The 23,547-nt window shown below is 53.3% G+C and carries 26 protein-coding genes; 18 read left to right on the top strand and 8 right to left on the bottom strand.

Features of this window, described 5'->3' with window-relative positions; all coding sequences use genetic code 11:
* Positions 1-110 precede the first annotated feature (110 nt).
* Both HV107_RS13580 and HV107_RS13575 read right to left on the bottom strand, forming a co-directional pair.
* Positions 111-356, bottom strand: a complete 246-nt coding sequence (locus tag HV107_RS13580) for a hypothetical protein (protein ID WP_182059484.1) — start codon at positions 354-356, stop codon at positions 111-113.
* A 139-nt stretch (positions 357-495) separates the two neighbouring features.
* A complete protein-coding gene (locus HV107_RS13575) occupies positions 496-1,842 on the bottom strand; it encodes a PTS sugar transporter subunit IIC (RefSeq protein WP_182059483.1) in 1,347 nt (448 codons plus the stop codon).
* A gap of 328 nt (positions 1,843-2,170) precedes the next feature.
* Here HV107_RS13575 and HV107_RS13570 point away from each other — a divergent pair, with 328 nt between their 5' ends.
* Positions 2,171-2,629 (top strand): YbaK/EbsC family protein, encoded by a 459-nt coding sequence (locus HV107_RS13570; RefSeq protein ID WP_182059482.1) that lies wholly within the window; start codon positions 2,171-2,173, stop codon positions 2,627-2,629.
* Positions 2,630-2,666: 37 nt separating this feature from the next.
* Here the strand turns inward: HV107_RS13570 and bglJ are convergent, their stop codons facing one another.
* On the bottom strand, positions 2,667-3,302 hold the full coding sequence (gene bglJ / locus HV107_RS13565) for a DNA-binding transcriptional activator BglJ (RefSeq protein ID WP_182063520.1): 636 nt from the start codon (positions 3,300-3,302) through the stop codon (positions 2,667-2,669).
* Positions 3,299-4,036: a LuxR C-terminal-related transcriptional regulator gene (locus HV107_RS13560; protein WP_182059481.1), complete on the bottom strand. Its 738-nt coding sequence runs from the start codon at positions 4,034-4,036 to the stop codon at positions 3,299-3,301. Before HV107_RS13560 ends, bglJ begins: the two co-directional genes overlap by 4 nt.
* A 408-nt stretch (positions 4,037-4,444) precedes the next feature.
* Between HV107_RS13560 and HV107_RS13555 the strand changes: the two genes are divergently transcribed.
* The 14 genes from HV107_RS13555 to HV107_RS13490 all read left to right on the top strand — a co-directional run bounded on the left by HV107_RS13555 (position 4,445) and on the right by HV107_RS13490 (position 14,805).
* Positions 4,445-5,221 (top strand): threonine/serine exporter ThrE family protein, encoded by a 777-nt coding sequence (locus HV107_RS13555; RefSeq protein WP_182059480.1) that lies wholly within the window; start codon positions 4,445-4,447, stop codon positions 5,219-5,221.
* Positions 5,212-5,685: a threonine/serine exporter gene (locus HV107_RS13550; protein ID WP_182059479.1), complete on the top strand. Its 474-nt coding sequence runs from the start codon at positions 5,212-5,214 to the stop codon at positions 5,683-5,685. The genes HV107_RS13555 and HV107_RS13550 overlap by 10 nt, the downstream gene beginning before the upstream one ends.
* Before the next feature lie 65 nt (positions 5,686-5,750).
* Positions 5,751-6,389 carry a TetR family transcriptional regulator gene (locus HV107_RS13545; RefSeq protein ID WP_182059478.1) on the top strand — a complete coding sequence of 213 codons (639 nt, stop codon included), beginning with the start codon at positions 5,751-5,753 and terminating at the stop codon, positions 6,387-6,389.
* 41 nt (positions 6,390-6,430) lie between these two features.
* On the top strand, positions 6,431-6,883 hold the full coding sequence (locus HV107_RS13540; protein WP_182059477.1) for a MarR family winged helix-turn-helix transcriptional regulator: 453 nt from the start codon (positions 6,431-6,433) through the stop codon (positions 6,881-6,883).
* Between the two features lie 84 nt (positions 6,884-6,967).
* Entirely contained in the window at positions 6,968-7,396 is a 429-nt protein-coding gene (locus tag HV107_RS13535; RefSeq protein ID WP_014068780.1) for an organic hydroperoxide resistance protein, read from the top strand.
* A 123-nt stretch (positions 7,397-7,519) separates the two neighbouring features.
* Positions 7,520-8,065 carry a primosomal protein DnaT gene (gene dnaT / locus HV107_RS13530; protein ID WP_182059476.1) on the top strand — a complete coding sequence of 182 codons (546 nt, stop codon included), beginning with the start codon at positions 7,520-7,522 and terminating at the stop codon, positions 8,063-8,065.
* A complete protein-coding gene (gene dnaC, locus HV107_RS13525; protein WP_014068778.1) occupies positions 8,062-8,799 on the top strand; it encodes a DNA replication protein DnaC in 738 nt (245 codons plus the stop codon). The genes dnaT and dnaC overlap by 4 nt, the downstream gene beginning before the upstream one ends.
* A gap of 86 nt (positions 8,800-8,885) precedes the next feature.
* The gene (locus HV107_RS13520) at positions 8,886-9,368 is read left to right on the top strand and encodes a DUF2501 domain-containing protein (RefSeq protein WP_182059475.1); all 483 of its coding nucleotides are present in this window, start codon (positions 8,886-8,888) and stop codon (positions 9,366-9,368) included.
* Between the two features lie 269 nt (positions 9,369-9,637).
* Entirely contained in the window at positions 9,638-11,929 is a 2,292-nt protein-coding gene (gene opgB / locus HV107_RS13515) for a phosphatidylglycerol--membrane-oligosaccharide glycerophosphotransferase (RefSeq protein ID WP_182059474.1), read from the top strand.
* Between the two features lie 183 nt (positions 11,930-12,112).
* Positions 12,113-12,493, top strand: a complete 381-nt coding sequence (locus HV107_RS13510) for a hypothetical protein (protein WP_182059473.1) — start codon at positions 12,113-12,115, stop codon at positions 12,491-12,493.
* The gene (locus HV107_RS13505; protein WP_182059472.1) at positions 12,494-13,045 is read left to right on the top strand and encodes a LuxR C-terminal-related transcriptional regulator; all 552 of its coding nucleotides are present in this window, start codon (positions 12,494-12,496) and stop codon (positions 13,043-13,045) included.
* Between the two features lie 12 nt (positions 13,046-13,057).
* On the top strand, positions 13,058-13,336 hold the full coding sequence (locus HV107_RS13500; protein WP_259349627.1) for a spore coat protein U domain-containing protein: 279 nt from the start codon (positions 13,058-13,060) through the stop codon (positions 13,334-13,336).
* A gap of 252 nt (positions 13,337-13,588) precedes the next feature.
* A complete protein-coding gene (locus HV107_RS13495) occupies positions 13,589-14,329 on the top strand; it encodes a helix-turn-helix domain-containing protein (protein WP_182059471.1) in 741 nt (246 codons plus the stop codon).
* 2 nt (positions 14,330-14,331) lie between these two features.
* Positions 14,332-14,805, top strand: a complete 474-nt coding sequence (locus HV107_RS13490) for a hypothetical protein (protein ID WP_182059470.1) — start codon at positions 14,332-14,334, stop codon at positions 14,803-14,805.
* 63 nt (positions 14,806-14,868) lie between these two features.
* Here the strand turns inward: HV107_RS13490 and HV107_RS13485 are convergent, their stop codons facing one another.
* Positions 14,869-15,891 carry a zinc-binding alcohol dehydrogenase family protein gene (locus tag HV107_RS13485; protein ID WP_182059469.1) on the bottom strand — a complete coding sequence of 341 codons (1,023 nt, stop codon included), beginning with the start codon at positions 15,889-15,891 and terminating at the stop codon, positions 14,869-14,871.
* Between the two features lie 139 nt (positions 15,892-16,030).
* Here HV107_RS13485 and HV107_RS13480 point away from each other — a divergent pair, with 139 nt between their 5' ends.
* The 3 genes from HV107_RS13480 to HV107_RS13470 all read left to right on the top strand — a co-directional run bounded on the left by HV107_RS13480 (position 16,031) and on the right by HV107_RS13470 (position 19,064).
* Positions 16,031-16,945, top strand: a complete 915-nt coding sequence (locus tag HV107_RS13480) for a GntR family transcriptional regulator (protein ID WP_182059468.1) — start codon at positions 16,031-16,033, stop codon at positions 16,943-16,945.
* Positions 16,946-17,162: 217 nt separating this feature from the next.
* Positions 17,163-18,524: an MFS transporter gene (locus HV107_RS13475; protein WP_182059467.1), complete on the top strand. Its 1,362-nt coding sequence runs from the start codon at positions 17,163-17,165 to the stop codon at positions 18,522-18,524.
* Between the two features lie 30 nt (positions 18,525-18,554).
* The gene (locus tag HV107_RS13470) at positions 18,555-19,064 is read left to right on the top strand and encodes a GNAT family N-acetyltransferase (protein WP_182059466.1); all 510 of its coding nucleotides are present in this window, start codon (positions 18,555-18,557) and stop codon (positions 19,062-19,064) included.
* A 66-nt stretch (positions 19,065-19,130) separates the two neighbouring features.
* Here HV107_RS13470 and tsr read toward each other — a convergent pair whose 3' ends face one another.
* From tsr to HV107_RS13455, 3 genes are all read right to left on the bottom strand, one after another.
* The gene (gene tsr / locus HV107_RS13465; protein ID WP_182059465.1) at positions 19,131-20,795 is read right to left on the bottom strand and encodes a methyl-accepting chemotaxis protein; all 1,665 of its coding nucleotides are present in this window, start codon (positions 20,793-20,795) and stop codon (positions 19,131-19,133) included.
* Positions 20,796-20,912: 117 nt separating this feature from the next.
* On the bottom strand, positions 20,913-21,923 hold the full coding sequence (locus HV107_RS13460; protein WP_182059464.1) for an Ldh family oxidoreductase: 1,011 nt from the start codon (positions 21,921-21,923) through the stop codon (positions 20,913-20,915).
* A gap of 11 nt (positions 21,924-21,934) precedes the next feature.
* Complete coding sequence (locus tag HV107_RS13455) at positions 21,935-23,536, bottom strand: APC family permease (protein WP_182063519.1); 1,602 nt, start codon at positions 23,534-23,536, stop codon at positions 21,935-21,937.
* Positions 23,537-23,547: the final 11 nt, after the last annotated feature.

Genomic DNA, 23,547 nt, shown 5'->3' with positions numbered 1-23,547 from the left:
AGTTGTAAGTGTCTACCATGTCCCCGAACAAGTGTTCACTATGTCCCCGGACCGTACATGGGGAGAGGGCTGGGGTGAGGGGGAACATACGGCTCAGGTGGTCATTCCGTTCACTTTACGTTCCTTGCTACTCTGTCACCACAATACCGGTGAACGTGCCAGGGTAGCTCACCGCCGCTACCCTGGCGACCAGGGCTCCCGGCAAGAAAATCGTCGCTTCGCGATGCCCTCAGCGTTTGCTCCAGGCTAATCGGGGACGGGCGGATGAAACGTCCCTGTAAAGCCGCCCTCGCCGCGCATCCATGCGCGTCGCCCCGACCTTCCGTAAACGCTTCGGCGATTTTCAGCCGGACCATGACACCGCTGTAAGTCCCTTAATTCAATGGCGTAATATCATCGCTGAATTAAAGACAAAAATTACTGGGGAACCCTCAACCCACCGGGAGAGGGTACAAACATCAAAAACGGCAACCGAGATTGCCGTTTTGCTTTTTCCTAGGCAACCTGCTGGTTGTCCTCATCAGCATTACGCTGTGCTTCTTCTGCTTCCTGCTCCAGCAGTTGCTTCTCGTACACTTTGAAGAACGGGAAGTAAATGATGGCAGAAACCAGCGCCAGCAGAATCACCAGCACCGCAGCACGGAAGTCCCAGCCAAGTGCCCAGGCCGCGCCGACAGGTGCAGGCGCCGTCCATGGGACAACTGAAATCACACGTCCAATCAGATCCAGCTTCATTGCCGCCCACGCCAGCACGGCGTTAACCATCGGTGCTAACAGGAAAGGAATAAAGAACACCGGATTCATCACAATTGGCGTACCGAAAATAACGGGTTCGTTGATGTTAAAGAAACTTGGCACCACGCTCAGACGACCAATCGAACGCAGGTGTGCGGAGCGGCTACGCAGGTAGCAGATAACCAACCCCATCGTGGCACCCGACCCCCCGATAACGATAAAGAATGTCCAGAACGCTTCCATAAAGATATGTGGCAGCGGCTGGCTGGCTGCCAGTGCAGTCTGGTTTGCTCCGAGGTTGGTCAGCCAGAACATTTGCAGCATCCCTGAGACAATCGCCGCCCCGTGGATACCCGCAAACCACAGCAGGTGGCCAATCAACACGGCAAGCAGGATCGCCGGTAAGGAGTCCGCCGCAGAAACCAGCGGTTTAAAGACAGACATAATGGCCTGTGGGATCAGCATCCCAAACTGGGACTGGATCAGCAGGCTCAGAGGATAAAGCGTCAACACTACCACCAGGACCGGGATCAGCAGATCGAACGAGTTTTTAATCATCGGCGGCACCTGATCCGGCAGGCGGATACCGATGTTGTGCGCTTTAAGGAAACGCATCAATTCCACGCAGTAAACAGCGACCAGAATGGCGGTAAAGATCCCCGTTCCGCCCAGGCTTTCTACCGGCAACGTGCCTTTGGTTTTCGGCGCAGCAACCAGCAGAAATGCCATCAGCGACAGCATGGCACACATGAACGGATCAAGCTGATGCGACTTAACGTAATGTTTGCCCAGGTTATAGGCAATGGCCGCACAGATATAAATGGACATAATGCCCATCGTCATATCAAACGGCGTCAGGATCTGGCCTTCAAATTGCTTCGCCATATCCAGCCAGGCGCGGGCAAAGCCCCAGGTGGTATCCGGCGAGAAAGGTGGGTAAGCAAACACTAATAAGAATGAGCCCACGATCATGAATGGCATGGCGGAGATAAACCCGTCACGGATAGCCATCACATGACGCTGGGAGGAGATCCGCCCGGCAATTGGGCTGACATAATTCTCAACGAAACGGAATATCAGATTAAACGCAGCATGGTTGGCAGACATAGCAGATCTCCTGTCAGACGTTCGTATCGGGCGCATTCACGCCACACGTTGTTCCATACATCAGCTTCACAACCTTGCTGGGTCGTTTACCAGCAGCACAGCTCAAACGGAATGGTTTCATAATTTGCTCTTATTATTGGATACAGGGGACGTTACGTAATCAGTATTAATCTCTCATTCACGCTCTGCAACCGGTTACTGTAACCGGTTTCCGTGAATGTGAAGGCGATCCAGAAATCAGCCATATGGGATATTTGTTACTTAAGAGATATTTACAGAGCATAATTTCTTATGACAGATTACGCAGGATATTTGTCAGGAGGAAACAATGAGTTTGCAGTCTGTACAGCAGTTTTTTGCCGACAACGCACCCGAGATAGAAGTCATTGAGCTTAGCCAAAGCACTGCAACCGTTGCGCTGGCTGCTGCCGCTCATCACGTTGAACCAGGGCAAATTGCCAAAACGCTATCGTTAAAAGTGAAAAACGAGGTGATCCTGGTTGTTGCGAAAGGAGATGCGCGCCTGGATAACAAAAAACTGAAGGACACATTTGGCGCAAAAGCGCGGATGCTCAGCAGTGATGAAGTGGTTACCGTCACTGGCCATCCTGTAGGTGGCGTCTGCCCATTTGGGCTGGAAAATCCCCTCTCGGTCTATTGCGATATCTCTTTAAAGCAATACCCGGAAGTGCTACCTGCTGCGGGAGCCATTCACAGCGCAGTGCGAATTTCACCGGAAAGAATGGCTGAGCTTACCTCGGCAAAATGGGTAGATGTTTGCATTTAATCGCCGCGCCAGAGCGCATCTGGCACGGGATAACACATTACGAGAACGCCGGAATGGTTAATGCGGTTCGGCGACCTTCCCCAGCGGGAAGATGTGTAAGAAGATCGGCTGCATCCAACAACCCTACATCAGAATTTACCCCCAGCTTCACCATGGCATTAAACTTATGCGCCCGAATCGTTTTAATATTGCGTTCAAGCTGGGTCGCGATTTCTGGGATGGAGTACCCAAAAGACATATAACGCAAAATCGCCCGCTCAGTCGGACTCAACATCCGGTTATGGCTCACGTACCAGTGATTGAGCATATTGTCATTCACACGCCCGGTTTCTTTGAGTAATGCCGAAAGTTCATCCAGCAGCTCAATCAGCGGAACCGCTTTGTTGATAATGCCGTGAAGACGGGATGGAAAAAGGTGGCTGACCAGCTTCGCCTCCATCTCACCAGATGCCAATACAATTCGCTGTATATCGTTGTGATTCAGTGCAAGCTCGCGCATACAGGAAAGACAATTCCGGCGTTCTTCGCGCGCATCTGAGAGTGAATAGATCACCGAGAAAAAGGAAGTCCTGGATAATGCGACTTTTAAACTGTCGGCACGTGTAAACAGATGCAGCTTATAATCACTGAGTGGTGGCATAGCGAAGAGATGCGTCAGCCCAATCGCACTCATTGTGCAATTTTCGATGAGGGCGATATGTCTTGTTGCAGTGGTCTTTTCCATTCCTCAAACTCCCCATAGGCTGACATTAGACTCAGCTCTCTCATTCCCTGTACACTGCTGATCCATGCGTACATATCTGCATTACTGCGCAATGACAACCGCCGCATGGCACTGTTTTTTTGAGCACTGATCGTTTTATTGCTCTTCTTGAGCAATGTAGCAATTTGATTAATTCCCCAACCTTTACCCAGCAGGCGCAGCACCTTACGTTCTGAGTGAGTTAGCGCGATAAGCGATTCACTCTTTTCACCGAACTCCTGGGAATCCGGCGTGAGTAACGTCTGGCTTATTCGCTCGGCACGTTCTCTACCGGCACGAATCGCACTAATCACGCCATCTATCGGTTCCATATCGGACAATAACGTTGTTTCAGGGCGCATGAGCAACTCAACCGCGCTTGCATAAAGAGGGCGAGAAACCAGGAATATCCAGTGAATCCCCCGGTATTGATTTAACAATCCATAATATTGCTCAAGGGTTCCGCGCGGGTTTCTGTAATCGCCAGAAATATCAGCAATAATAACGTCGGCCCTGCGTAACTGAAGCAACGTGAGTTCTTGTAACGAACAGCAATAGTTCAGTTCATAGTCGGGAAAATGACGTGCCATTACTCCGCCCAGACCAGACTGCATTACGGGTATCTTGCTGATTACTACTCCGTGTTTACCATTCAATGGCAACATAGCTCCTCCGAATCCTTTCTTTTACTAAATAATGTTAAATGCATTCAGATAAATGTTGATTCATTCCTGAATGAAGGACGAGTTTTACTGACAAAAATTAAGATAAAGCTTGATGGTATAAGAATTGCCCCAAACAGGTTTAATATCTCACAAATAGAAATTAATTTTAATTACACAACCGTTATAATATTGAAAATATAAAATTAGCAAAACTAAATATATATTTTTTATATTTCTGAATTAAACATTCAAACCACGAATGATCATTCACCAAGGTCCCGGCGCATGACCTCTGCAACTCTTTGCACAAATCTTGATCTGACCCAGAGCAAGCGATCCCGCACTTTGTGCTAAAAGTAAACATTCCGGGCCATCAGGCAAGCAATCCTTCTTTTCTTCAGGGTAAACATGCAGGCAGATCAGTCAACGCAACGTGCCGTAACGCGGCTATGTATTCAGTGTGGGCTTTTTCTATTACAACACGGGGCGGAAAGTGCCCTGGTGGAAGAACTCTCTACTCGTCTTGGGCTGGCGTTAGGGATGGACAGCGTTGAAAGCTCCATCTCATCAAACGCCATTGTGCTGACCACGATTAAAAATGGTCAATGCCTAACCTCAACCCGCAAAAACCACGATCGCGGCATTAATATGCACGTCGTCACCGAGGTGCAGCACATTGTCATACTCGCAGAGCACAAGCTGCTGGATTTGGACGAGATAGAAAAACGATTCAACCAAATCAAACCGTTACGTTACCCTCGTTGGGTGGTTGTGCTGATGGTTGGGCTCTCCTGCGCCTGTTTTTGTAAGCTCAACAAAGGTGGCTGGGATGGCGCGGTCATAACCTTTTTCGCCAGCAGCATTGCCATGTATGTCAGACAGCTTCTGACACACCGGCAGTTGCACCCGCAAATTAACTTCTGCATCACGGCCTTTGTCGCGACAACCGTGTCAGGTTTGCTGCTGCGCCTGCCCACGTTCGCCAGCACGCCCACCATTGCGATGGCTGCCAGTGTATTGCTGCTGGTTCCGGGGTTCCCGTTGATTAACGCTGTTGCCGATATGTTTAAAGGGCACATCAATACCGGCCTCGCACGATGGGCGATCGCCAGTCTGCTGACCCTGGCAACCTGTATCGGCGTGGTGATGGCAATGACATTGTGGGGGTTACGGGGATGGGCGTGATTGATTTTCTGTTAGCGCTGGTCCAGGACATGGTTCTGGCAGCTATTCCTGCCGTTGGCTTTGCCATGGTATTCAATGTGCCGCGCCGCGCGCTGCGCTGGTGCGCACTGCTGGGTGCTATCGGCCACGGTTCGCGTATGGTCATGATGACATCAGGCTTTAACATCGAATGGTCGACCTTTATGGCCTCGATGTTAGTCGGCTGCATTGGCATTCAGTGGTCGCGCTGGTATCTGGCGCATCCAAAGGTCTTCACCGTGGCGGCAGTTATTCCCATGTTCCCCGGCATTTCCGCCTATACGGCGATGATTTCGGCGGTGAAAATCAGCCACTTCGGCTATAGCGAGCCGCAAATGATCCTGCTGCTCAGTAATTTCCTTAAAGCTTCTTCCATTGTTGGCGCGCTCTCCATCGGGCTGTCTATCCCCGGATTATGGCTGTATCGCAAGCGCCCACGCGTTTGATTTGTGTTCTCGCGCTGCCGTGGTGATAATCCCAACATTCCGTTTGGTGACGATAAGGAAATGAAGTGGCTAACCCTGGCAGCGAATTCCCCGACCACAATGAAGGCAGCCTGAAGGATAAAATTTTTCACAGCGCTATCGAGCTTTTTGCCGAGTATGGGCTGAACGGCGCCCGCATGGAGCAAATTGCGGAAAAGGCAGGCACCACAAAACGCATGGTGGTGTACCACTTCAAAAACAAAGAAAACCTCTATCTTCTGGCGCTGGAGCACGTTTATACGCAAATCCGCGCCAGTGAAAAACAGCTGAGCCTGGCCGGAATGCCGCCTGTTGAAGCGCTGGTGCATCTGGTCGAGTCCACCTTTGATTATCATGCCGACCACCCGGACTACATCCGTATTATCTGCATGGAAAATATGCAGCGCGGCCGCTTTATGCAGCAGTCGAGCTACCTGCGTCAGGTGAACCGCAGCGCGCTGGAACTTCTCGCCGGGATCCTGCAACGAGGAAAAGAAAAGCAGCTGTTCAATCAGACAGTCGACGCGCGCGATCTTCACCGTCTTATCAGCAGTTTTAGCTTCCACTACGTTGCCAACAGCTACACCTTTACGCTGCTGTTTGAAGATGGCGCAGACGAGCAGGCGCAACGCCAGCACTATCGTAAAATGGCGGTTCAGGTGGCGCTTCGCTATACTTGCCCATAAAATAGCTTGCAATTATATCGCACACTATCTATATTCAATTCATGAACGCGAAAACGAACGACGCCACCCCCGCGCTGCTGCTGGATAACCAGCTCTGTTTTGCCCTCTACTCGGCAAACCTGGCGCTGAATAAGCTGTACCGGCAACTGCTGGCACCGCTTAACCTGACCTACCCGCAATACCTGGTGATGCTGGTGCTGTGGGAGCAGGATAACATTACGGTGTCGGAGATTGGCGAGCGTCTGTTTCTTGACTCAGCCACACTAACGCCTTTGCTGAAACGTCTGGAAAGCGCCGGGCTAATCAACCGCCATCGCTCCCGTAAAGATGAGCGTCAGGTTGTGCTCACCCTGAGCGACGCGGGAAGCAGCCTGCAACAGCAAGCTGTGGGTATTCCGCAGGCGGTAGGTTGTGCGGTGCAATGTGATACCGCCACCCTGGCAGGGCTTAAGGAACAGCTTGAACTTTTCCGCCAACAGCTACAGCGCGCGTAAGGCTATACTTTACGCGTATTTATTTACACATATATATCGCACGCTATTTAATAGCACATATAAATGCAAGATGAGGAACCTGCCATGTCTTTAGAAAAAGTTGTCTACACTGCCAAAGCAAAAGCAACCGGAGGCCGCGATGGCCGTGCAACCTCCTCCGACGGCGTACTGGATGTAAAACTGGGCGTGCCAAAAGAGATGGGCGGCATGGGTGGCGAAGTCACCAACCCGGAACAACTTTTCGCAGCCGGCTATTCTGCCTGCTTCCTGGGTGCAATGAAGTTCGTTGCTGCCCGCGATAAATTCTCCCTGCCGAAAGACGCGTTTATCGAAGGCGAAGTAGGTATTGGCCCGCTGCCAACCGGTTTTGGTATCGAAGCGAAACTCAACATTCACGTTGAAGGTATGGATGCAGCCGAAGCGAAAAAACTGGTCGATGCTGCACACATTGTTTGCCCGTACTCTAACGCCACTCGCGGCAATATCGACGTGACGTTGAATATCATCGCGTAATCCCGACCGATTCCCTCTCCCTGCCGGGAGAGGGTGACCTATACTTTCCCCCTCCATCCCCTCTTCCTCTCTGTGCTACCATAAGCCCATATCACGCCCGTAGTAATCAGTAGAGAAAGTGTTATGTCTTCCAGAATCCTGACCACCAGCATTGCGGGTATCGATGCATTTATGCACGATCCCCGTGGTGTACTGACCAACGCCGAAAACGGCACGCTCGCGGTATTCGCTGATAACGCACCGGCGTTTTATGCGATCACGCCTGAACGTCTGGCACAGCTGTTGGATCTCGAAGCGCGCCTGTCGCGCCCGGTGAGCGATGTGACGCTGGATACTCAGTTCTTTGAAGAGCCAGGAAGCGCCCCGGTCGCCGTGCCGATGGGGAAATTTGCCATGTACGGCGGATGGCAACCTGACGCCGATTTCCAGCGTCAGGCCGCGTTATGGGGGATTGCTCTCGCGCAAACAGTCACCCCCGAAGAGCTGGCGGCATTCACCGCCTACTGGCAGGCAGAAGGCAAAGTGTTCCACCATGTTCAGTGGCAGCAAAAACTTGCGCGCAGCATTCAGATGAGCCGCGCCAGTAACGGCGGTCAGTCAAAGCGCGATATCAACGCCTTTTCAGAACCTGACAAACAGATCCCCAATGGATTCCGAGGTGCTAAATGAAAAACGTCGGCGACCTGATGAAACGTCTGCAAAAAATGATGCCTGCCAACGTCAAACCCGCGTTTACGACCGGTGAAGAACTGCTGGCATGGCAGAAAGAGCAAGGAGAGATCCGCGCCGCCGCCCTCGCCCGCGAAAACCGGGCCATGAAAATGCAGCGCACGTTCAACCGCTCTGGCATCCGTCCGCTGCACCAGAACTGCTCGTTTGATAACTACAAAGTGGAGTCGCAGGGGCAGATGAACGCTCTGGCCGCCGCACGCCAGTATGTAGACGAATTCGACGGTAACATTGCCAGCTTTATTTTTAGCGGTAAGCCCGGCACCGGGAAAAATCATCTTGCCGCTGCCATCTGTAACGAGCTACTGCTGCGCGGTAAATCGGTGCTGATTATCACCGTGGCCGATATCATGTCCGCCATGAAAGACACTTTCAGCAATCGCGAAACCAGCGAAGAACAGCTGCTTAACGACCTGAGTAACGTCGATTTACTGGTCATTGATGAGATTGGCGTTCAGACCGAATCCCGCTATGAAAAGGTGATCATTAACCAGATTGTCGACCGCCGTTCCTCGTCAAAACGCCCAACCGGAATGCTGACTAACCACAATATCGACGAAATGACCCGTCTGCTGGGTGAACGCGTCATGGATCGTATGAAGCTCGGTAACAGCCTGTATGTCATCTTTGACTGGGATAGTTATCGCAGCCGCGTTACCGGCAAAGAGTATTAGGAAATTTCCAGGAAATACCGGCGCGACAAGAGGTATATACTGGCTCCACTTTCGGCCCAAAACGGGCTTTGTTCGAGTAAGCAATTATGAAAAAACACGTTCTTCTCAGCACAGTATTAGGCGCGCTGATGGTATCCGGCGTTGCTCAGGCCGCATCATGGCAAGATTCACTCTCCAGCGCCGCGAACGAGCTGACCAAAGAGAGCAGCAGCTCTCAGGGTGGCCTGTCCGCCTCTTCCCTCACCAGCCTGTTAGGTAGCAGCACTCAGAGCCTGAGCGCGGGCACCATGAACAACGCGGCAGGTATTCTGGAATATTGTGCGAAGCAAAAGCTGGCTTCCATGACCGACACCCAGAACATTAAAAACCAGGTGCTTGGCAAACTGGGTCTGGATACGCAAGAACAGAAACAAGATACCAACTACATGGACGGTATTCAGGGCCTGCTGAATGCGCAAAACGGCCAACAGCTTAACCTGAGCACCCTCGGCAACTCTTCGCTGGCGAAAGAAGTGAAAACCAAAGCCTGCGATCTGGTGCTGAAGCAGGGGATGAATTTCATCTCCTGATCGACCCCATTTTCTGCCACAACACGCCGCGTTTAATACGTTAGTCTTATAACGCGGCGTCAAATGAGCGTTTTCACCACCTGCCACAGTCTCAGCGTCCGCCAGTCAGGATGCGACCGCCTTCAAAAAAATGGTTTTCTAAACCAAATCCTAACAACAGCACATTTTAGTGACACTAAAATTGCAGCTAAGCGACATCGCAATTACATTGTAATACCAAAAAATAACCAGTTAGCCAGCTAAGCGTCTGGCGTCATGAGGATATGCTGTTGTCAGAGTTAATGTCCCTAACCCTTTTTCTTGCCTCTGTGGGCGTTTACGCCTGGAAAGCCGGTCGCAACACCTGGTGGTTTATCGCCACGCTGGTGGTGCTTGGCATTTTTATTGTTCTCAACATTACCTTGTATGCGAGCGATTACTTTACAGGCGACGGCATTAATGACGCGGTACTTTATACTCTGACGAACAGCCTGACCGGCGCAGGTGTTGGTAAGTACATACTTCCAGGCCTGGGCATCGTGGTATCGCTGGTTGCTATTTTCAGCGCGCTCGCCTGGGTACTGCGTCGTCGTCGGCATCTTCCCCACCATTTTGGCTACAGCCTGCTGGCGCTATTTCTGGCACTGGCCTCAGTGGATGCCAGCCCGGCCTTCCACCAAATCACCGAGCTGGTCAAATCCCAGTCGCGCGATGGTGATCCTGATTTTGCTGCGTACTACAAAGAGCCGTCGAAGAAAATCGCCAGCCCGAAGCTCAATCTGGTCTACATCTACGGTGAAAGCCTGGAGCGTACCTACTTTGATAATGACGCGTTCCCGAACCTGACTCCCGATCTTGGCCCGCTGAAAGACGAAGGCCTTGATTTCAGCCACACCATGCAGTTACCCGGCACCGATTACACCATCGCCGGTATGGTCGCTTCCCAGTGTGGTATTCCGCTATTTGCCCCGTTTGAAGGCAACGCGTCTGCGTCCATGTCGAGCTTCTTCCCGCAGAATATCTGTCTTGGCGATATCCTGAAAAACTCCGGCTACGAAAACTATTTTGTGCAGGGAGCTAACCTGCGCTTTGCCGGGAAAGACGTGTTCCTGAAATCACACGGTTTTGATCATCTTTACGGCGCAGAAGAGTTAAAAACCACGGTAGCCGACCCTGCCTATCGTAACGACTGGGGCTTCTACGACGACACTGTACTGGATGAAACCTGGAAGAAATTCGAAGAACTGTCCCGCTCAGGCCAGCGCTTCTCGCTGTTCGCCCTGACGGTGGACACACACCATCCTGACGGATTTGTGTCCCGCACCTGTCAGCGCAAAAGCTACAATATCAACGGTAAAAACAATAAGTCCTTTAGCGCCGTGACGTGCAGCCAGGAACATATCGCCGCGCTGGTCGAAAAAATTAAAGCCTCACCCTATTTTAAAAACACGGTGATTGTTGTCTCTTCTGACCATCTGGCGATGAAAAACAGCGCATGGGATGAGCTCAACAAACAGGACCGCAGCAATCTGTTCTTCATTCTGCGTGGCGACCAGCCGCAGCAGGATGTAATTGCCACCAAGCGTAACTCGATGGATAACGGCGCCACCGTGCTGGATATCCTGGGCGGTGATAACTTTATTGGTCTGGGTCGTAGCACCCTGTCAGGACAGTCGCTGTCGGAAGTGTTCCTCAACATGAAGGAAAAAATCCTCGCGTGGAAGCCTGATATCATTCGCCTGTGGAACTTCCCGAAAGAAATGAAAGACTTCACCATCGATCAGCAGAAAGGCATGATTGCCTTCTCGGGCAGCCATTTCCGCCTGCCGTTGCTGCTTCGCGTGTCGGATAACCGTGTAGAGCCGCTACCGGAAAGTGAATACTCAGCGCCACTGCGTTACCAGCTGGCCGATTTCGCCCCGCGCGATAACTTCGTCTGGGTAGATCAATGCTACAAAATGGGTCAGCTCTGGTCGCAGCCGCTGTCGCTCTCAACCGACTGGTGCGTCTCCCAGGGGCAGCTTGGCGGGGAACAGATCGTTCAGCACGTCGATAAAGCCCAGTGGAAAGGTAAAACCGCCTTTAAAGATACGGTCATCGACACAACCCGCTACCAGCGCAACGTCGATATGCTGAAAATCGTCGATAACGATATTCGTTACAAAGCCGACAGCTTTATCTTTAACGTGGCCGGTGCGCCGGAAGAGGTGAAGCAGTTCAGCGGGATCTCGCGCCCTGAGTCCTGGGGCCGCTGGTCCAATGCCCAGTTGGGTGATGAAGTGAAAATCGAATACGCCCATCCGCTACCGGAAAAATTCGATCTGGTGATCACCGCGAAGGCATTTGGCCCTAACGCCAATCACCCGATCCCGGTGCGGGTAGGTGATACCGTTCAGGCGCTGACGCTCGGCAATGATGTCACCACCACCACGCTGCATTTCGACAACCCGTCGCGCAGCAATACCCTGGTGATTGCGCCGCCAGACCCGCAGTCCACCAACGAAGGCAATATCCTTGGCCACTCGCCGCGTAAGCTGGGAATCGGGATGGTAGAAATTAAAATTGTAAGCAACGAAGGCTAATCACACTCCGCGCCCGGCATCCTGTCGGGCGCACAAACGACCATTCAAAATCCTATAAAATATTTATAAATTAGATTAAAGCTCTTTATATAAGGCAAATCTATTTATAAATATCCTGAAAGTCCCCCTCTCCCTACACTGCGTAACTCATCAATTCACGACGAGAACTCACGCAACCCTATCATGTTAACTGGCTACAAATTCGAATCCATCCGGACATTACATACTGAACATGTCATTGCCTGGGAAATGTTGTCCACGGCAAAACCGCACGTCAATCTTGAGCACTACTTCAGAACGATGTCCTTTGCACAGCGTAAACAGCATTTTTTTGCGCAGCTTCGCCACGCCATGAGTTGCAACGCGCGGAGGAAATATTATCTGAACGCCACCTCCGAACTGCTGCTGGAAGAGGAGTTCTACACCCGCCTGATTCTGGAAACTCCGCGCCCGGAAAAACTGGCCAGCAAAGTGCTGATTGAAGGCATTGAAACCTTTGCCGACTTCGCGCTTGCCCGCGCCAGCGCGGCGGATTACGGCCAGGGTTACCTGTGGAATAAGTAAATGAACCTGTCTCACACCACACGCGCCGATTATCAAATCATCATTCTGAGCGACAACTATTTCCTGTGGTTCGGCCTTAAAGCACTCATTTCGACAATGATGGCTCCCCGACCAGATATTTTCTGGAGCAATGGCGTAAGCCCGGAAAGTATTCTGCGAATGCGCGAACAGGTCATGAAAAGTTCGCCCCATAAACACAGCCTGGTCTTTACCGAAGCGTCCCGCGTCAATGACATCCAAATCTACTTGCCTTCTGATCGGGTGAAAGTGATGCCGACCAACCTGTCCGTTTCGCAACTGATCCTGCGCTTAAGCACTGAAAATTTCACCAACGCAAGCGTGCCCAATGCCACCCTGACCCGTTCTGAGCTGCGGGTTTGCACGCTGATCAGCAAAGGGATTAGCCTGGTGCGTATCGCGCAACTGCTGAATAAATCACCCAAAACCATCTACACCCATAAGCGTAATGCGATGACGAAATTCCACTGCCACACCCTGGCGGAGTTTCACCGCAAAATCTGCCTGCTGGAACAGCAGTCACTCTATTTTTAACGGATAAAGACCATGAAACTTGCCCCCGCACTGTTCTGCTGCGCCACGCTTTTGCTTCCGGCCAGGGTGATGTCTGCGGATACCACCGCAACGGCGACCATGCACGTCACGCTCGAAGTCGTGAAATCCTGCACCATTAACGCCAGCGACCTGAATTTTTCGCGTCATCGTTCTGATGAAACCGCTGAAATTCAGGCCAGCACGCAACTCAACGTCACCTGCACCAACGGCACGCTGCCCGGCGGGAACAGCCTTTTCGCCTGGACTGAGCACTGGCGCCCACGCCAGTAGCAACCAGCGCCAGGTCTGTAACAACGCAGGACAGTGCCTGCGCTACGGGGTGGTCCCCGCGCAACCTCTGACCGGCACAGGGGAGTTCAGTGATGACGTGGTGGTAACGCTCACTTATTAATCTGAACAAAAACCAGCGTGGATCAATGTTATCGGTAACAAGTCAGTTAAAATAACAACCTGACCTGATGAACTGTGCGTTCAACACTCACCGTTTGTATTCCGTTCCCTCTGCCTGTTTTGCCATTATCTATGAAATACCTGCTTGCTGATGTCCTCGTCTATAACGACGAAGACGGATCGTTTTCTCTTATCGGTGCGCCAGAAGAAGAGCCTCAGATGCTCACCGGCACGGCGAACGCCATCATGAAACTGCTGGTTGCCCGCCACGGTAATGTCATTGAGCGCGAAGGTTTTTTGCGCGATGTCTGGGACGAACGCGGTCTTCAGGGCTCGAATAATTCGCTCAACCAGTACATCAGCATTCTGCGCAAAATACTGGCAAGCTTTGTCCCCGATACCGGGTTTATCGTCACCGTGCCCAAAATGGGTTTTATGCTGAGTGCGGAAATTCCGGTCACCCCGCTACACCGTGCCGAAACGCAGAGCCTGCCAGTTAAAACACCGCTTCGCTGGCGATACGAACTGCTGTTTTGCAGCGCGCTGACGCTCTGCGTACTGGCGCTGTGCATCTGGTCATTCGTGATAAAGCAAAATCAGGATCACGCGAAAATGCACCTGCTGACTCACATCGGGGAATGCCCGGTCTACACCTTTGCCCCGCTGGCAGATGTGTTTCACAGCAAAGCAATCACGCTTGCTCAGAGGATCCAGCGCGAAGGCAACCTTCCCTGCCTGAAGAACTCCCTCTTTTACCTGCACATTCAAAATACGCTTTTCTATGGTGACGAAGGGCGGTTAGTACTTTCTCAATGCTCCCTGACGCAGGGTAAAGCCAGCACCTGCCGCACGCTATATTCTTACGAGGGGTAACCATGACGCGCAAAAAAATGGCGCTGATTATCGCCTTCAACCTGATCCTGGCCGTTGTGGCGCTACTCTGGTATCGCCACACCCCGCGGTTTTCCCTGGTCTGCCAGGGGAATCTGACCTTTTCCGACCTGCGTGTGAACAGCCCATTCCGCTTTGAAGGCGGCGTCACCCTGCGTTTTCATCCCGACGGCACCGGGTATTTCACCCTCAACGGAGACGTCATCAATGACCAGCATCAGTGGCAGGTTTCCCGCCAGGAAACATTTAGCTGGCAGCAAATGCAAAACTCGGTCTACGAAATCACCATGCTGAAGATTGAAAAGTTTGGTCACGATGAACTGCCAGCGGGCATTTTTGAGAAGTACATTGCAGGTTTAACGCTGGGCAAGAAACGGCTGATAACGCTGGAGCGCACGCCAGAAGATGCGATGGTGATCAGTAACTTCTACTCGCCACTGCTGATCTGCGCAGACTAAGCCGCGCAGAGCGGCAAAAAGAAAAAAACAGCGCCCAACCTACCCCCGGGCGCTGCATGGCAACTAGAAGGTAATCACCCCTTTTATAAGCTCGCGATTGTTAATCACATCGTTCTCATAATGTTCAGCAAGGGTGGCAAACGGATAACGGTGGGTCAGCATCATCTCAGCGGTCAGTTTGCCTTCAGCCATCAGCCGCCCCACTTTGGCAAAATCTTCCGGCGTGGCGTTACGGCTGCCCATCATGGTGGTTTCTTTCTTATGGAACTCAGGGTCAGAAAACTGTAAGTCGCCTTTAAACAGGCCGACAAAAACAATGCTTCCACCGTGGCGGATCAGGTTCACGGTATTATTCATCGCGCGAGCGTTGCCCGTGGCATCAATGACTTTTTGCGCCAGCGAACCGCCAAACTGCGCGCGCAGCACGGCATCAAAATCATCGGCGGACGGGTCAATAACCGGCACGCCCAGCCGGGCAATAACATGTTCCCGCCTTGCCGGGCTGGTATCTGCCACCACCACCTGCGCGCCATCGGCTTTGGCAATTGCCGCCGCGCCCAGGCCAATCGGCCCGGCACCGACCACCAGAACCTGCTCTCCTGCGGCAATAGCGGCCCGACGTACCGCATGAGCACTGATGGCATAGGGTTCAATCAGTGCTGCGGCCTGCGGATCAATGCCTTCCGCAACCAATAAATTATCAACCGGCACAGACAAATACTCACTGAAACCACCATCCTGGTGGACGCCAATCACTGAAATCTTCTCACAGCAGTTGGTCCGTCCGCTAAGGCAGGCCGGACACTGCTGACAGGCAACGTAGGGAATAACCGCAACCTGCTGCCCGGGTTTCACTTTTTTTATATTTCCTCCCAGCGCTACAACCTCACCACATATTTCATGGCCAAGCACCCGAGGATAGCTGAAAAAAGGTTGATTACCGCCCCAGGCATGTATATCCGTGCCACAAATGCCTACTGTTTTTATTTTAATTAATGCCTCGCCGTTGCCGGGCGCTGGAATTTCTCTTTCTTTCCAGATTAATTTTTTTGGCTCATGACAAATCAGCACATTCATTGTGGACATGGTTTTTCTCTCCCGTTTTTCTGTTGACTCAGATATCGATGAAAAATAAAGGGCAGGAGAAACCGAAAACATAAATTGTGAAAAGCCACTCATAAAAATGTTTTAAATCGGGTTTTAATACCCAAAAACGGAGGCCAGCATGAGTCGTTCACAAAATTTACGCCACAATGTGATTAACCAGGTGATTGACGATATGGCCCGCGGCCATATCCCCTCGCCGTTGCCATCCCAGAGCGCGCTGGCAGAAATGTACAACATCAGCCGCACCACGGTGCGCCACATCCTGAGCCATCTGCATGAATGCGGTGTGCTGACTCAGGTGGGCAGCGACTATGTCATTACCCGCAAACCCGATCATGACGATGGCTTTGCCTGCACCAGCCAGTCACTCACCGAACAGACCCGGCTGTTTGAGCAGGCTTTTTTCACCATGATCAATCAGCGTCAGCTGCGGGCAGGCGAGACATTCTCGGAGTTACAGCTGGCCAGAGCCGCAGGCGTCAGCCCGGTGGTAGTGAGAGAGTATCTTTTAAAATTCGGACGTTACAATCTCATCCAGAGTGAAAAACGCGGTCAGTGGAGCATGAAGCAGTTTGATCAGGCCTACGCAGAACAGCTGTTTGAGCTGCGGGAAATGCTCGAAACCCATGCCTTGCAGCACTTTCTCAATTTGCCCGATGATGACCCACGCTGGCTCGAAGCCAAAACCCTGCTGGAACGCCACCGGATGCTGCGCGACAGCATCGGCAGCAGTTTTCGCATGTTTTCCCAGCTCGACCGCGACTTTCACGCCCTGTTGCTTTCCGCTGCCGGTAATATCTTTTTCAATCAGTCGCTTGAGATAATTTCGGTGATCTTCCATTTCCACTATCAGTGGGACGAAAGCGATCTCAAACAGCGCAACATCATCGCGATAGATGAGCACATGACCATTCTCAGTGCCCTGATCTGCCGCAGCGACCTCGATGCCACCCTGGCGCTGTGTAACCATTTGAATTCAGCCAAACAATCGATGATTCGGTCGATCAACCAGAGCAGTGCCAGTGCGCATTAAGAACAGATTAAAAACAGCAAATGTCTATCAACCGCACGGTTTCATCAAATTTAAAACGCCGGGTAAATATCCATTACCTATGCTCACGAACAGTCGACTGAATTTAAAAACATTTCGTGAGCGGTGGTGAAGGTTATTTCACTACTGATTTTAGAAATCCATTTCGGGCAACAACAGATTGCCCGGACAATAAAAATATAACATTCAGGAGTCCGGCGTGGAAAAAAACAATATTACCCTGGATCCACGGTCGTCGTTTGATGCGGCCTCACAAAGCGATATTCCTGTCCCGCCAGAGGGAATGGTTCAGCGCAGTAGCAGAATAAAACGCATTCAGACAACCGCCATGTTCCTGTTATTTTTTGCGGCGGTCATAAATTATCTCGATCGCAGTTCGCTGTCGGTGGCGAATTTAACCATTCGTGATGAACTCGGGCTCAGCGCAACGCAAATCGGCGTGCTGCTATCCGTTTTCTCGCTGGCCTATGGGATAGCCCAGTTGCCCTGTGGCCCTCTGCTGGATCGCAAAGGCCCGCGGATTATGCTCGGCCTCGGGATGTTCTTCTGGTCGCTGTTTCAGGCCTGTTCCGGCATGGTGCACAGCTTTACGCAGTTTGTGCTGGTGCGTATCGGGATGGGCATCGGTGAAGCGCCGATGAACCCGTGCGGCGTCAAGGTGATCAACGACTGGTTTAACATCAAAGAGCGTGGTCGCCCGATGGGCCTGTTCAATGCGGCATCCACCATTGGCGTGGCAATCAGCCCGCCTATCCTGGCGGCGATGATGCTGGTGATGGGCTGGCGTGGCATGTTTATCACCATCGGTGTGCTGGGCATCTTTCTCGCAATTGGCTGGTACATGCTCTACCGTAACCGTGAGCAAATCGATCTGACTGGCGTTGAGCAGGCTTACCTTAATGCCGGTAGTGTGAATACCCGCCGCGATCCGCTGAGTTTTGCCGAATGGCGCAGCCTGTTTCGCAATCGCACCATGTGGGGGATGATGCTGGGCTTCAGCGGCATCAACTACACCGCATGGCTGTATCTGGCCTGGCTGCCGGGCTACCTGCAAACCGCCTATAACCTGGATTTAAAAAGCACCGGCATTATGGCAGCCATCCCGTTCCTGTTTGGCGCAGCCGGAATGTTGATAAACGGTTTTGTCACCGACTGGCTGGTAAAAGGCGGTATGGCCCCCGTCAGGAGCCGTAAAATCTGTATCATCACCGGAATGCTGTGTTCGGCTGCTTTTACCTTTGTCGTGCCAAATGCCACAACCTCTATGGGAGCGGTACTGCTGATTGGTATGGCGCTGTTTTGTATCCACTTTGCCGGGACTTCCTGCTGGGGCCTTATCCACGTTGCCGTTGCGTCGCGCATGACGGCGTCCGTCGGAAGTATTCAGAACTTCGCGAGCTTTATCTGCGCGTCGTTCGCCCCTGTCGTAACCGGTTTTATCGTGGATACCACGCATTCATTCCGCCTGGCGCTGATCATCTGCGGATGCGTCACGGCCATCGGTGCGCTTGCTTACATCTTCCTTGTGCGCCAGCCCATTAGCGACCCGGGAAAAAGTTAAGCGCTGGCAAATCCCGCTATACTTGCCGCCATGAAAATGACATTCCGCCCTACCACAAAGAATGACGTTGCCTGCCTGCCCGCCATCGAGCGCGCGGCGGGCCAGCGTTTTCGTGATTACCCAGAACTCGCCTGGCTTGCTGACAGTGACGGTATTTCCGTTGAGCAGCATCTCGGCTTTGCCGAACGCGGGCTGAGCCTGCTGGCGCTGGCAAACGAGCAGCCTGTGGGCTTTCTCCTTGCACAAGAACATCCCTCCTCGCTGTTTATTGTGGAACTATCGGTGCATCTGGCGTGGCAGGGAAAGGGAGTGGGTCGGCAGCTCATTGCCTGTGCAGGAGAACATGCCCGCACGCTGGGGCTGACGTCTCTGACATTGACGACATTTCGTGACGTGCCGTGGAATGCCCCGTTTTATGCACAGCTGGGGTTTGAAAGGGTGGATGCGTTAACGCCTGAACTGCGGCAGAAAAGAGAGGAAGAGGCCGCGCACGGTTTCGCGTATGACTCTCGCTGCGCGATGCGGCTGCCTCTTAGTTAATTATAACGAATCCCCGAACCGTAGGCCGGGTAAGGCGCAGCCGCCACCCGGCAAAAAAACACGGAGTTAGAACGTTTCCCAGTTATCGCCCGCATCGGCGGTCGCGGCTTTACGCGCCATCACCGGGGTCGCAACGGTTTTTGCCGAGCCGAACTCGCGCGCTTTCATCTGCTCTTGCTGAATGCGGAACACCGCAACAGCCTGAGTCAGACGGCTCGCCTGCTCTTCCAGCGCCGCAGCGGCCGCAGCAGACTCTTCCACCAGCGAGGCGTTCTGCTGGGTTACGCGATCCATCTCTGCCACCGCCAGGCCAACCTGGTCGATACCACGGCTCTGCTCGTCAGACGCAGAGGCAATTTCACCCATGATGTCGGTGACGCGAGTGACCGCATTAACGATCTCGCCCATGGTTTCACCGGCGCTTTCTACCAGGGTAGAACCCACTTCCACACGGCCAACAGAGTCTTCAATCAGGCTCTTAATTTCACGAGCGGCCTGGGCGCTACGCTGTGCCAGGTTACGTACTTCACCCGCAACAACCGCAAACCCACGGCCCTGTTCGCCCGCACGCGCGGCTTCTACTGCGGCGTTCAGTGCCAGGATGTTGGTCTGGAACGCAATACCGTCGATCACGCTGATGATGTCAGCAATTTTCTGCGAACTGCCCGCGATGTCACGCATGGTTTGCACCACGTTATCCACCACTTTACCGCCTTTCTGCGCGGTTTCAGACGCGCTCAGCGCCAGGTTGCTCGCCTGACGGGCGTTCTCGGCGTTCTGCTTAACGGTTGCGGTCAGCTGTTCCATGCTGGCAGCCGTTTCTTCCAGGGAAGCCGCCTGCTGCTCAGTACGGGAAGAGAGATCGTTGTTGCCCATTGAGATCTCGCTCGCGCCGCTGTAAATGGCATTCGCGCCGTTACGCACATCGCCCACGGTACGCACCAGCTCACCCTGCATATGGCGCAGAGAATCAGCCAGCTCGCCCATCTCGTTAGAGCCTTCCACGTCAATGCGCTTCACCAGGTCGCCGCTGGCGATATGGCGAATGCTGTCGATCAGACGGTTCAGTGGGGAGATCAGCGCCTGCTTGATACCCAGCCAGACGGCAACAATCACCACCAGCACGGCGATCAGCACGCTAATCAGCACCCAGATAGCCTGCGCGTAAGAGCTGTTGCTGTCCTCAACGGCAGTCTTGTACAGCTGGTCGTTCTGTTGCAGGTAGTTGACGTACTGCTTCTCAAAACCGTCCTGGAAGCTCTGAGTCGGCTGGTCGAAGAAGGCGTTGATTTTACCTGCGCCCAGCAGCTGGATCAGCTCAGCCAGCGCACCGTGATAAATATCGTAATTACGTTTGATTTCCATCGCCGCCACATCGCTTTGACGCGGGTCGCGTGGCAGGGCTTCGTAATCCGCCCAGTTTTTTTCCGCCTGTTTCAGGGACGCAGAGGCAATCTGCATTAAATCAGAAACGGTCGCGCCGCTGCCGATATTGCTCTGATCCATCATGTAGCGGATGCCCGCGCGGTTCAGGGTGTTACGGGTTTGCAGCAACGCCACCCAGCTGCCGTTCAGCGTGGATTGTTGCTGGCGAATAGTTTGCAGGACGGTGAAGTTCTCTTTGTCATGCTTCAGGGCATTGAAGAAAAGACCACCGGAGGTGAGTTGTAAGAGGCCAAAAATAGCTAAGACCAGCAATAAACTGGTGACAATCTTGATACGGTTTAACATGTTTTCTCTTTCCATCAGTCAGATAACAGAATTTTCGGCCTGGAAAAGGAAAACTTTACGAAAAACGTACTAACAAGAGGGACAAAATCCCCCTTGTTATGTTGATGAACCCGATGATTATTTCAGCAGCGCAGATATATCCCTGAAAAGTGAATGGGTTATCTCCACGCCGTCGCGATTTGCACGCTCGCGGGAATGGTAGCGACGCTCTCCCGGCAATCGCGCACCCTGCTGCTGCATTCCGCTAAAGAGCGTTTCGGCACGGGCCAGATGGGTTGCGGCGTCATCCCCCAGAAAACGCGCCGGGTCGAGTGCCAGGATCAGCTCACCGCCGTAAGGCAGGCCGCCTGCCCCGTTATCCCACGCCAGCGATTCCGTACTGGTCATATCGCCGATCAGCGGCCCGGCAAGCAGTTCCACCATCGCCGCCAGCGCCGAGCCTTTATGCCCGCCGAAGGTCAGCATCGCGCCGTCGAGAATAGCCTTAGCATCGGTGGTCGGGTTGCCCTGGGCATCGATCCCCCACCCTTCAGGCACAGCCTTACCCGCACGCTGATGCAGCTGGATCTCACCACGCGCCGCCGCACTGGTGGCCATATCAAAAATAAACGGCGGTTTGTCGCCGCGCGGCCAGCCAAAGGCAATCGGGTTGGTGCCAAACAGCGGCTGCGTGCCGCCCGCAGGAGCCACCCACGCATGGCTCGGGGTGGTCGCCAACGCCACCAGACCTGCCTCCGTCAGCGGTTCGACGTCCGCAAACAGGGCGGAAAAGTGCACGCAGCGGTTTATTGCCAGCGCGGCAATCCCGCTGTGCCGCGCCTTTTCCATCAGCAGCGGCAGCGCACGTTCGAACGCCAGCAGGGAAAATGCCCCGCCAGCGTCCGCTTTCACAATGGCGGGCGCGGTATCGGTGATAACCGGCTCCACGTCTGGCGACACCTTTCCTTTGCGCAGCGTTTCAACAATGCCCAGCAACCGCCACAAACCGTGCGAAGCGCAGCCATCGCGCTCGCCGTGGGTGACGTTTTTCGCCACCGCGGCGGCGTGCGCCTCGCTGAATCCGTTCCCGCGCAGCACGTCATATGCCAGCGCATAAGCCTCTGTTAATGAGAGGTTTACCATCTCCATGACCGACTCCTCTACTCTTCTTCGTCTCCGGTAAAGTTAGCCTGTGGCAGGCAGGTTCGCTCGCCCCAGTAGTAAATTCCCAGCGACATCACCGCCACCAGCACCGTATCCCACGGATGACCAATCACTCCTGTACCGCCAAAACTGCCAAGCCAGGAGAAAAGCATAATCAGCGCGTAGAACGCGATTAGCCACAGGGACGATTTCACCTGCTGCGCCAGGCTCACGGTGTGGACAGGCACTTTTGATTTACACAGCACGTAGACCACAAACATCACAATCTGCAATCCCAGCAACCATGACAGCGTACCCCAGCCAGACCAGAAGACAATCAGCGCTGAAATCACAAACGACACCGGGCCGATAATCCCAAAGGCACGCACCCGGAACGGACGTGGCAGATCCGGCGCATTACGGCGCAGCCCTGCCGCCGTGACCGGGGCAATGGCATAGCTCAGCACCAGCGCGGCCGACACCACGCTAATCAGTTGCTCCCAGGACGGGAACGGCAGCGTCCAGAAGATAGACAGGGCGAAGGTCAGCCACAGCGCCGGACGCGGAATACCCGACTCTTTATCAATATGGGTGAACGCCTTAAAGAAGGTCCCTGCTTTCGCCCAGCCATAAATCACGCGCGGGGTGGCGTTCATATAGATATTGCCGGTGCCGCTTGGGGAGACAATCGCGTCACACACCACCATAAATGCCAGCCAGCCCATACCGAGCGTAATGGCGATATCGCGGTACGGCAGCGAGAACTGTTTGCTGATTTCCGCCCAGCCGCTGCCAAGCATTTCTGTTGGGATACTGCCAAGAAACGCCAGTTGCAGCAGCACGTAGATAATCGTCGACAGCACCACCGATAAAATCAGCGCCACCGGGATTGTCCGCTGTGGGTTTTGCACTTCGCTCGCCACCGAGATAATCGGCGTCAGCCCCAGGTAGGCAAAAATAATCCCCCCGGCGCTGATCGCCGCCTCAACGCCGGACATACCAAACGGTGCAACTCCCTGCACGTGCAGATTTTTAGGCTTGAAAAAGGTAAACAGAGTGACGACAACCGCCAGCGGCACCAGAAACTTCAGAATACTGATGATGTTGTTAGAGCGGGCGAACGTTTTGACGCTGTAGTAGTTCAGGCCGAAGAAGAAACAGAGCAGTAAAAACTGTACCACCCAGCCCAGCAGCGTCGGGGCGCTAGAGCCAGGCTGCGTCAGCATCGGGAACCAGGCTGCCGCATACTGACGCGCGGCAACAATCTCAATGGAGATCAGGCTTGAGAACGCAATCAGCGTAATAAAGCCCAGCAGATACCCCATCAACTCGCCGTGGGAAAACACCGGATAGCGGATAATTCCCCCGGCGCGCGGCAGCGCCGCCCCCAGTTCGCAATAGACAATCCCCAGCAGCAGTACGGCAATCCCGCCGATAACCCACGAGGCGATCCCTGCGGGTCCGGCAATAGAGGCCACATGGCTTGCGGCAAACAGCCAGCCGGAGCCGAAGATCGCCCCAAGACCAATAAACGTCAGGTCGGTTAACGTCAGCTGCTTTTTAAATTTCCCTGACTCAACAACGCGGGACGATGTTTGATGCGTAGAGTGAATCGTCATGGTCATGCCCT

This window comes from Enterobacter sp. RHBSTW-00175 (genome assembly GCF_013927005.1).
GTDB lineage: Bacteria > Pseudomonadota > Gammaproteobacteria > Enterobacterales > Enterobacteriaceae > Enterobacter.
The sequence above is the reverse complement of the archived record's forward strand: the minus strand, read 5'-3'. Positions and strand labels throughout refer to the sequence as shown.

Bases quoted from the DNA above. Each gene is read 5' to 3' on its own strand.
- HV107_RS13500 (WP_259349627.1), top strand. From the start codon at position 13,058: ATGAAACTTGCCCCCGCACTGTTCTGCTGCGCCACGCTTTTGCTTCCG.
- HV107_RS13490 (WP_182059470.1), top strand. From the start codon at position 14,332: ATGACGCGCAAAAAAATGGCGCTGATTATCGCCTTCAACCTGATCCTG.
- HV107_RS13480 (WP_182059468.1), top strand. From the start codon at position 16,031: ATGAGTCGTTCACAAAATTTACGCCACAATGTGATTAACCAGGTGATT.
- HV107_RS13535 (WP_014068780.1), top strand. From the start codon at position 6,968: ATGTCTTTAGAAAAAGTTGTCTACACTGCCAAAGCAAAAGCAACCGGA.
- HV107_RS13555 (WP_182059480.1), top strand. From the start codon at position 4,445: ATGCAGGCAGATCAGTCAACGCAACGTGCCGTAACGCGGCTATGTATT.
- HV107_RS13510 (WP_182059473.1), top strand. From the start codon at position 12,113: ATGTTAACTGGCTACAAATTCGAATCCATCCGGACATTACATACTGAA.
- HV107_RS13505 (WP_182059472.1), top strand. From the start codon at position 12,494: ATGAACCTGTCTCACACCACACGCGCCGATTATCAAATCATCATTCTG.
- HV107_RS13485 (WP_182059469.1), bottom strand. From the start codon at position 15,891: ATGTCCACAATGAATGTGCTGATTTGTCATGAGCCAAAAAAATTAATC.
- HV107_RS13580 (WP_182059484.1), bottom strand. From the start codon at position 356: ATGGTCCGGCTGAAAATCGCCGAAGCGTTTACGGAAGGTCGGGGCGAC.
- dnaT (WP_182059476.1), top strand. From the start codon at position 7,520: ATGTCTTCCAGAATCCTGACCACCAGCATTGCGGGTATCGATGCATTT.
- HV107_RS13540 (WP_182059477.1), top strand. From the start codon at position 6,431: ATGAACGCGAAAACGAACGACGCCACCCCCGCGCTGCTGCTGGATAAC.
- bglJ (WP_182063520.1), bottom strand. From the start codon at position 3,302: ATGAGTGCGATTGGGCTGACGCATCTCTTCGCTATGCCACCACTCAGT.
- HV107_RS13455 (WP_182063519.1), bottom strand. From the start codon at position 23,536: ATGACGATTCACTCTACGCATCAAACATCGTCCCGCGTTGTTGAGTCA.
- dnaC (WP_014068778.1), top strand. From the start codon at position 8,062: ATGAAAAACGTCGGCGACCTGATGAAACGTCTGCAAAAAATGATGCCT.
- HV107_RS13520 (WP_182059475.1), top strand. From the start codon at position 8,886: ATGAAAAAACACGTTCTTCTCAGCACAGTATTAGGCGCGCTGATGGTA.
- tsr (WP_182059465.1), bottom strand. From the start codon at position 20,795: ATGTTAAACCGTATCAAGATTGTCACCAGTTTATTGCTGGTCTTAGCT.
- HV107_RS13570 (WP_182059482.1), top strand. From the start codon at position 2,171: ATGAGTTTGCAGTCTGTACAGCAGTTTTTTGCCGACAACGCACCCGAG.
- HV107_RS13460 (WP_182059464.1), bottom strand. From the start codon at position 21,923: ATGGAGATGGTAAACCTCTCATTAACAGAGGCTTATGCGCTGGCATAT.
- HV107_RS13575 (WP_182059483.1), bottom strand. From the start codon at position 1,842: ATGTCTGCCAACCATGCTGCGTTTAATCTGATATTCCGTTTCGTTGAG.
- HV107_RS13550 (WP_182059479.1), top strand. From the start codon at position 5,212: ATGGGCGTGATTGATTTTCTGTTAGCGCTGGTCCAGGACATGGTTCTG.
- HV107_RS13470 (WP_182059466.1), top strand. From the start codon at position 18,555: ATGAAAATGACATTCCGCCCTACCACAAAGAATGACGTTGCCTGCCTG.
- HV107_RS13560 (WP_182059481.1), bottom strand. From the start codon at position 4,036: ATGTTGCCATTGAATGGTAAACACGGAGTAGTAATCAGCAAGATACCC.
- HV107_RS13495 (WP_182059471.1), top strand. From the start codon at position 13,589: ATGAAATACCTGCTTGCTGATGTCCTCGTCTATAACGACGAAGACGGA.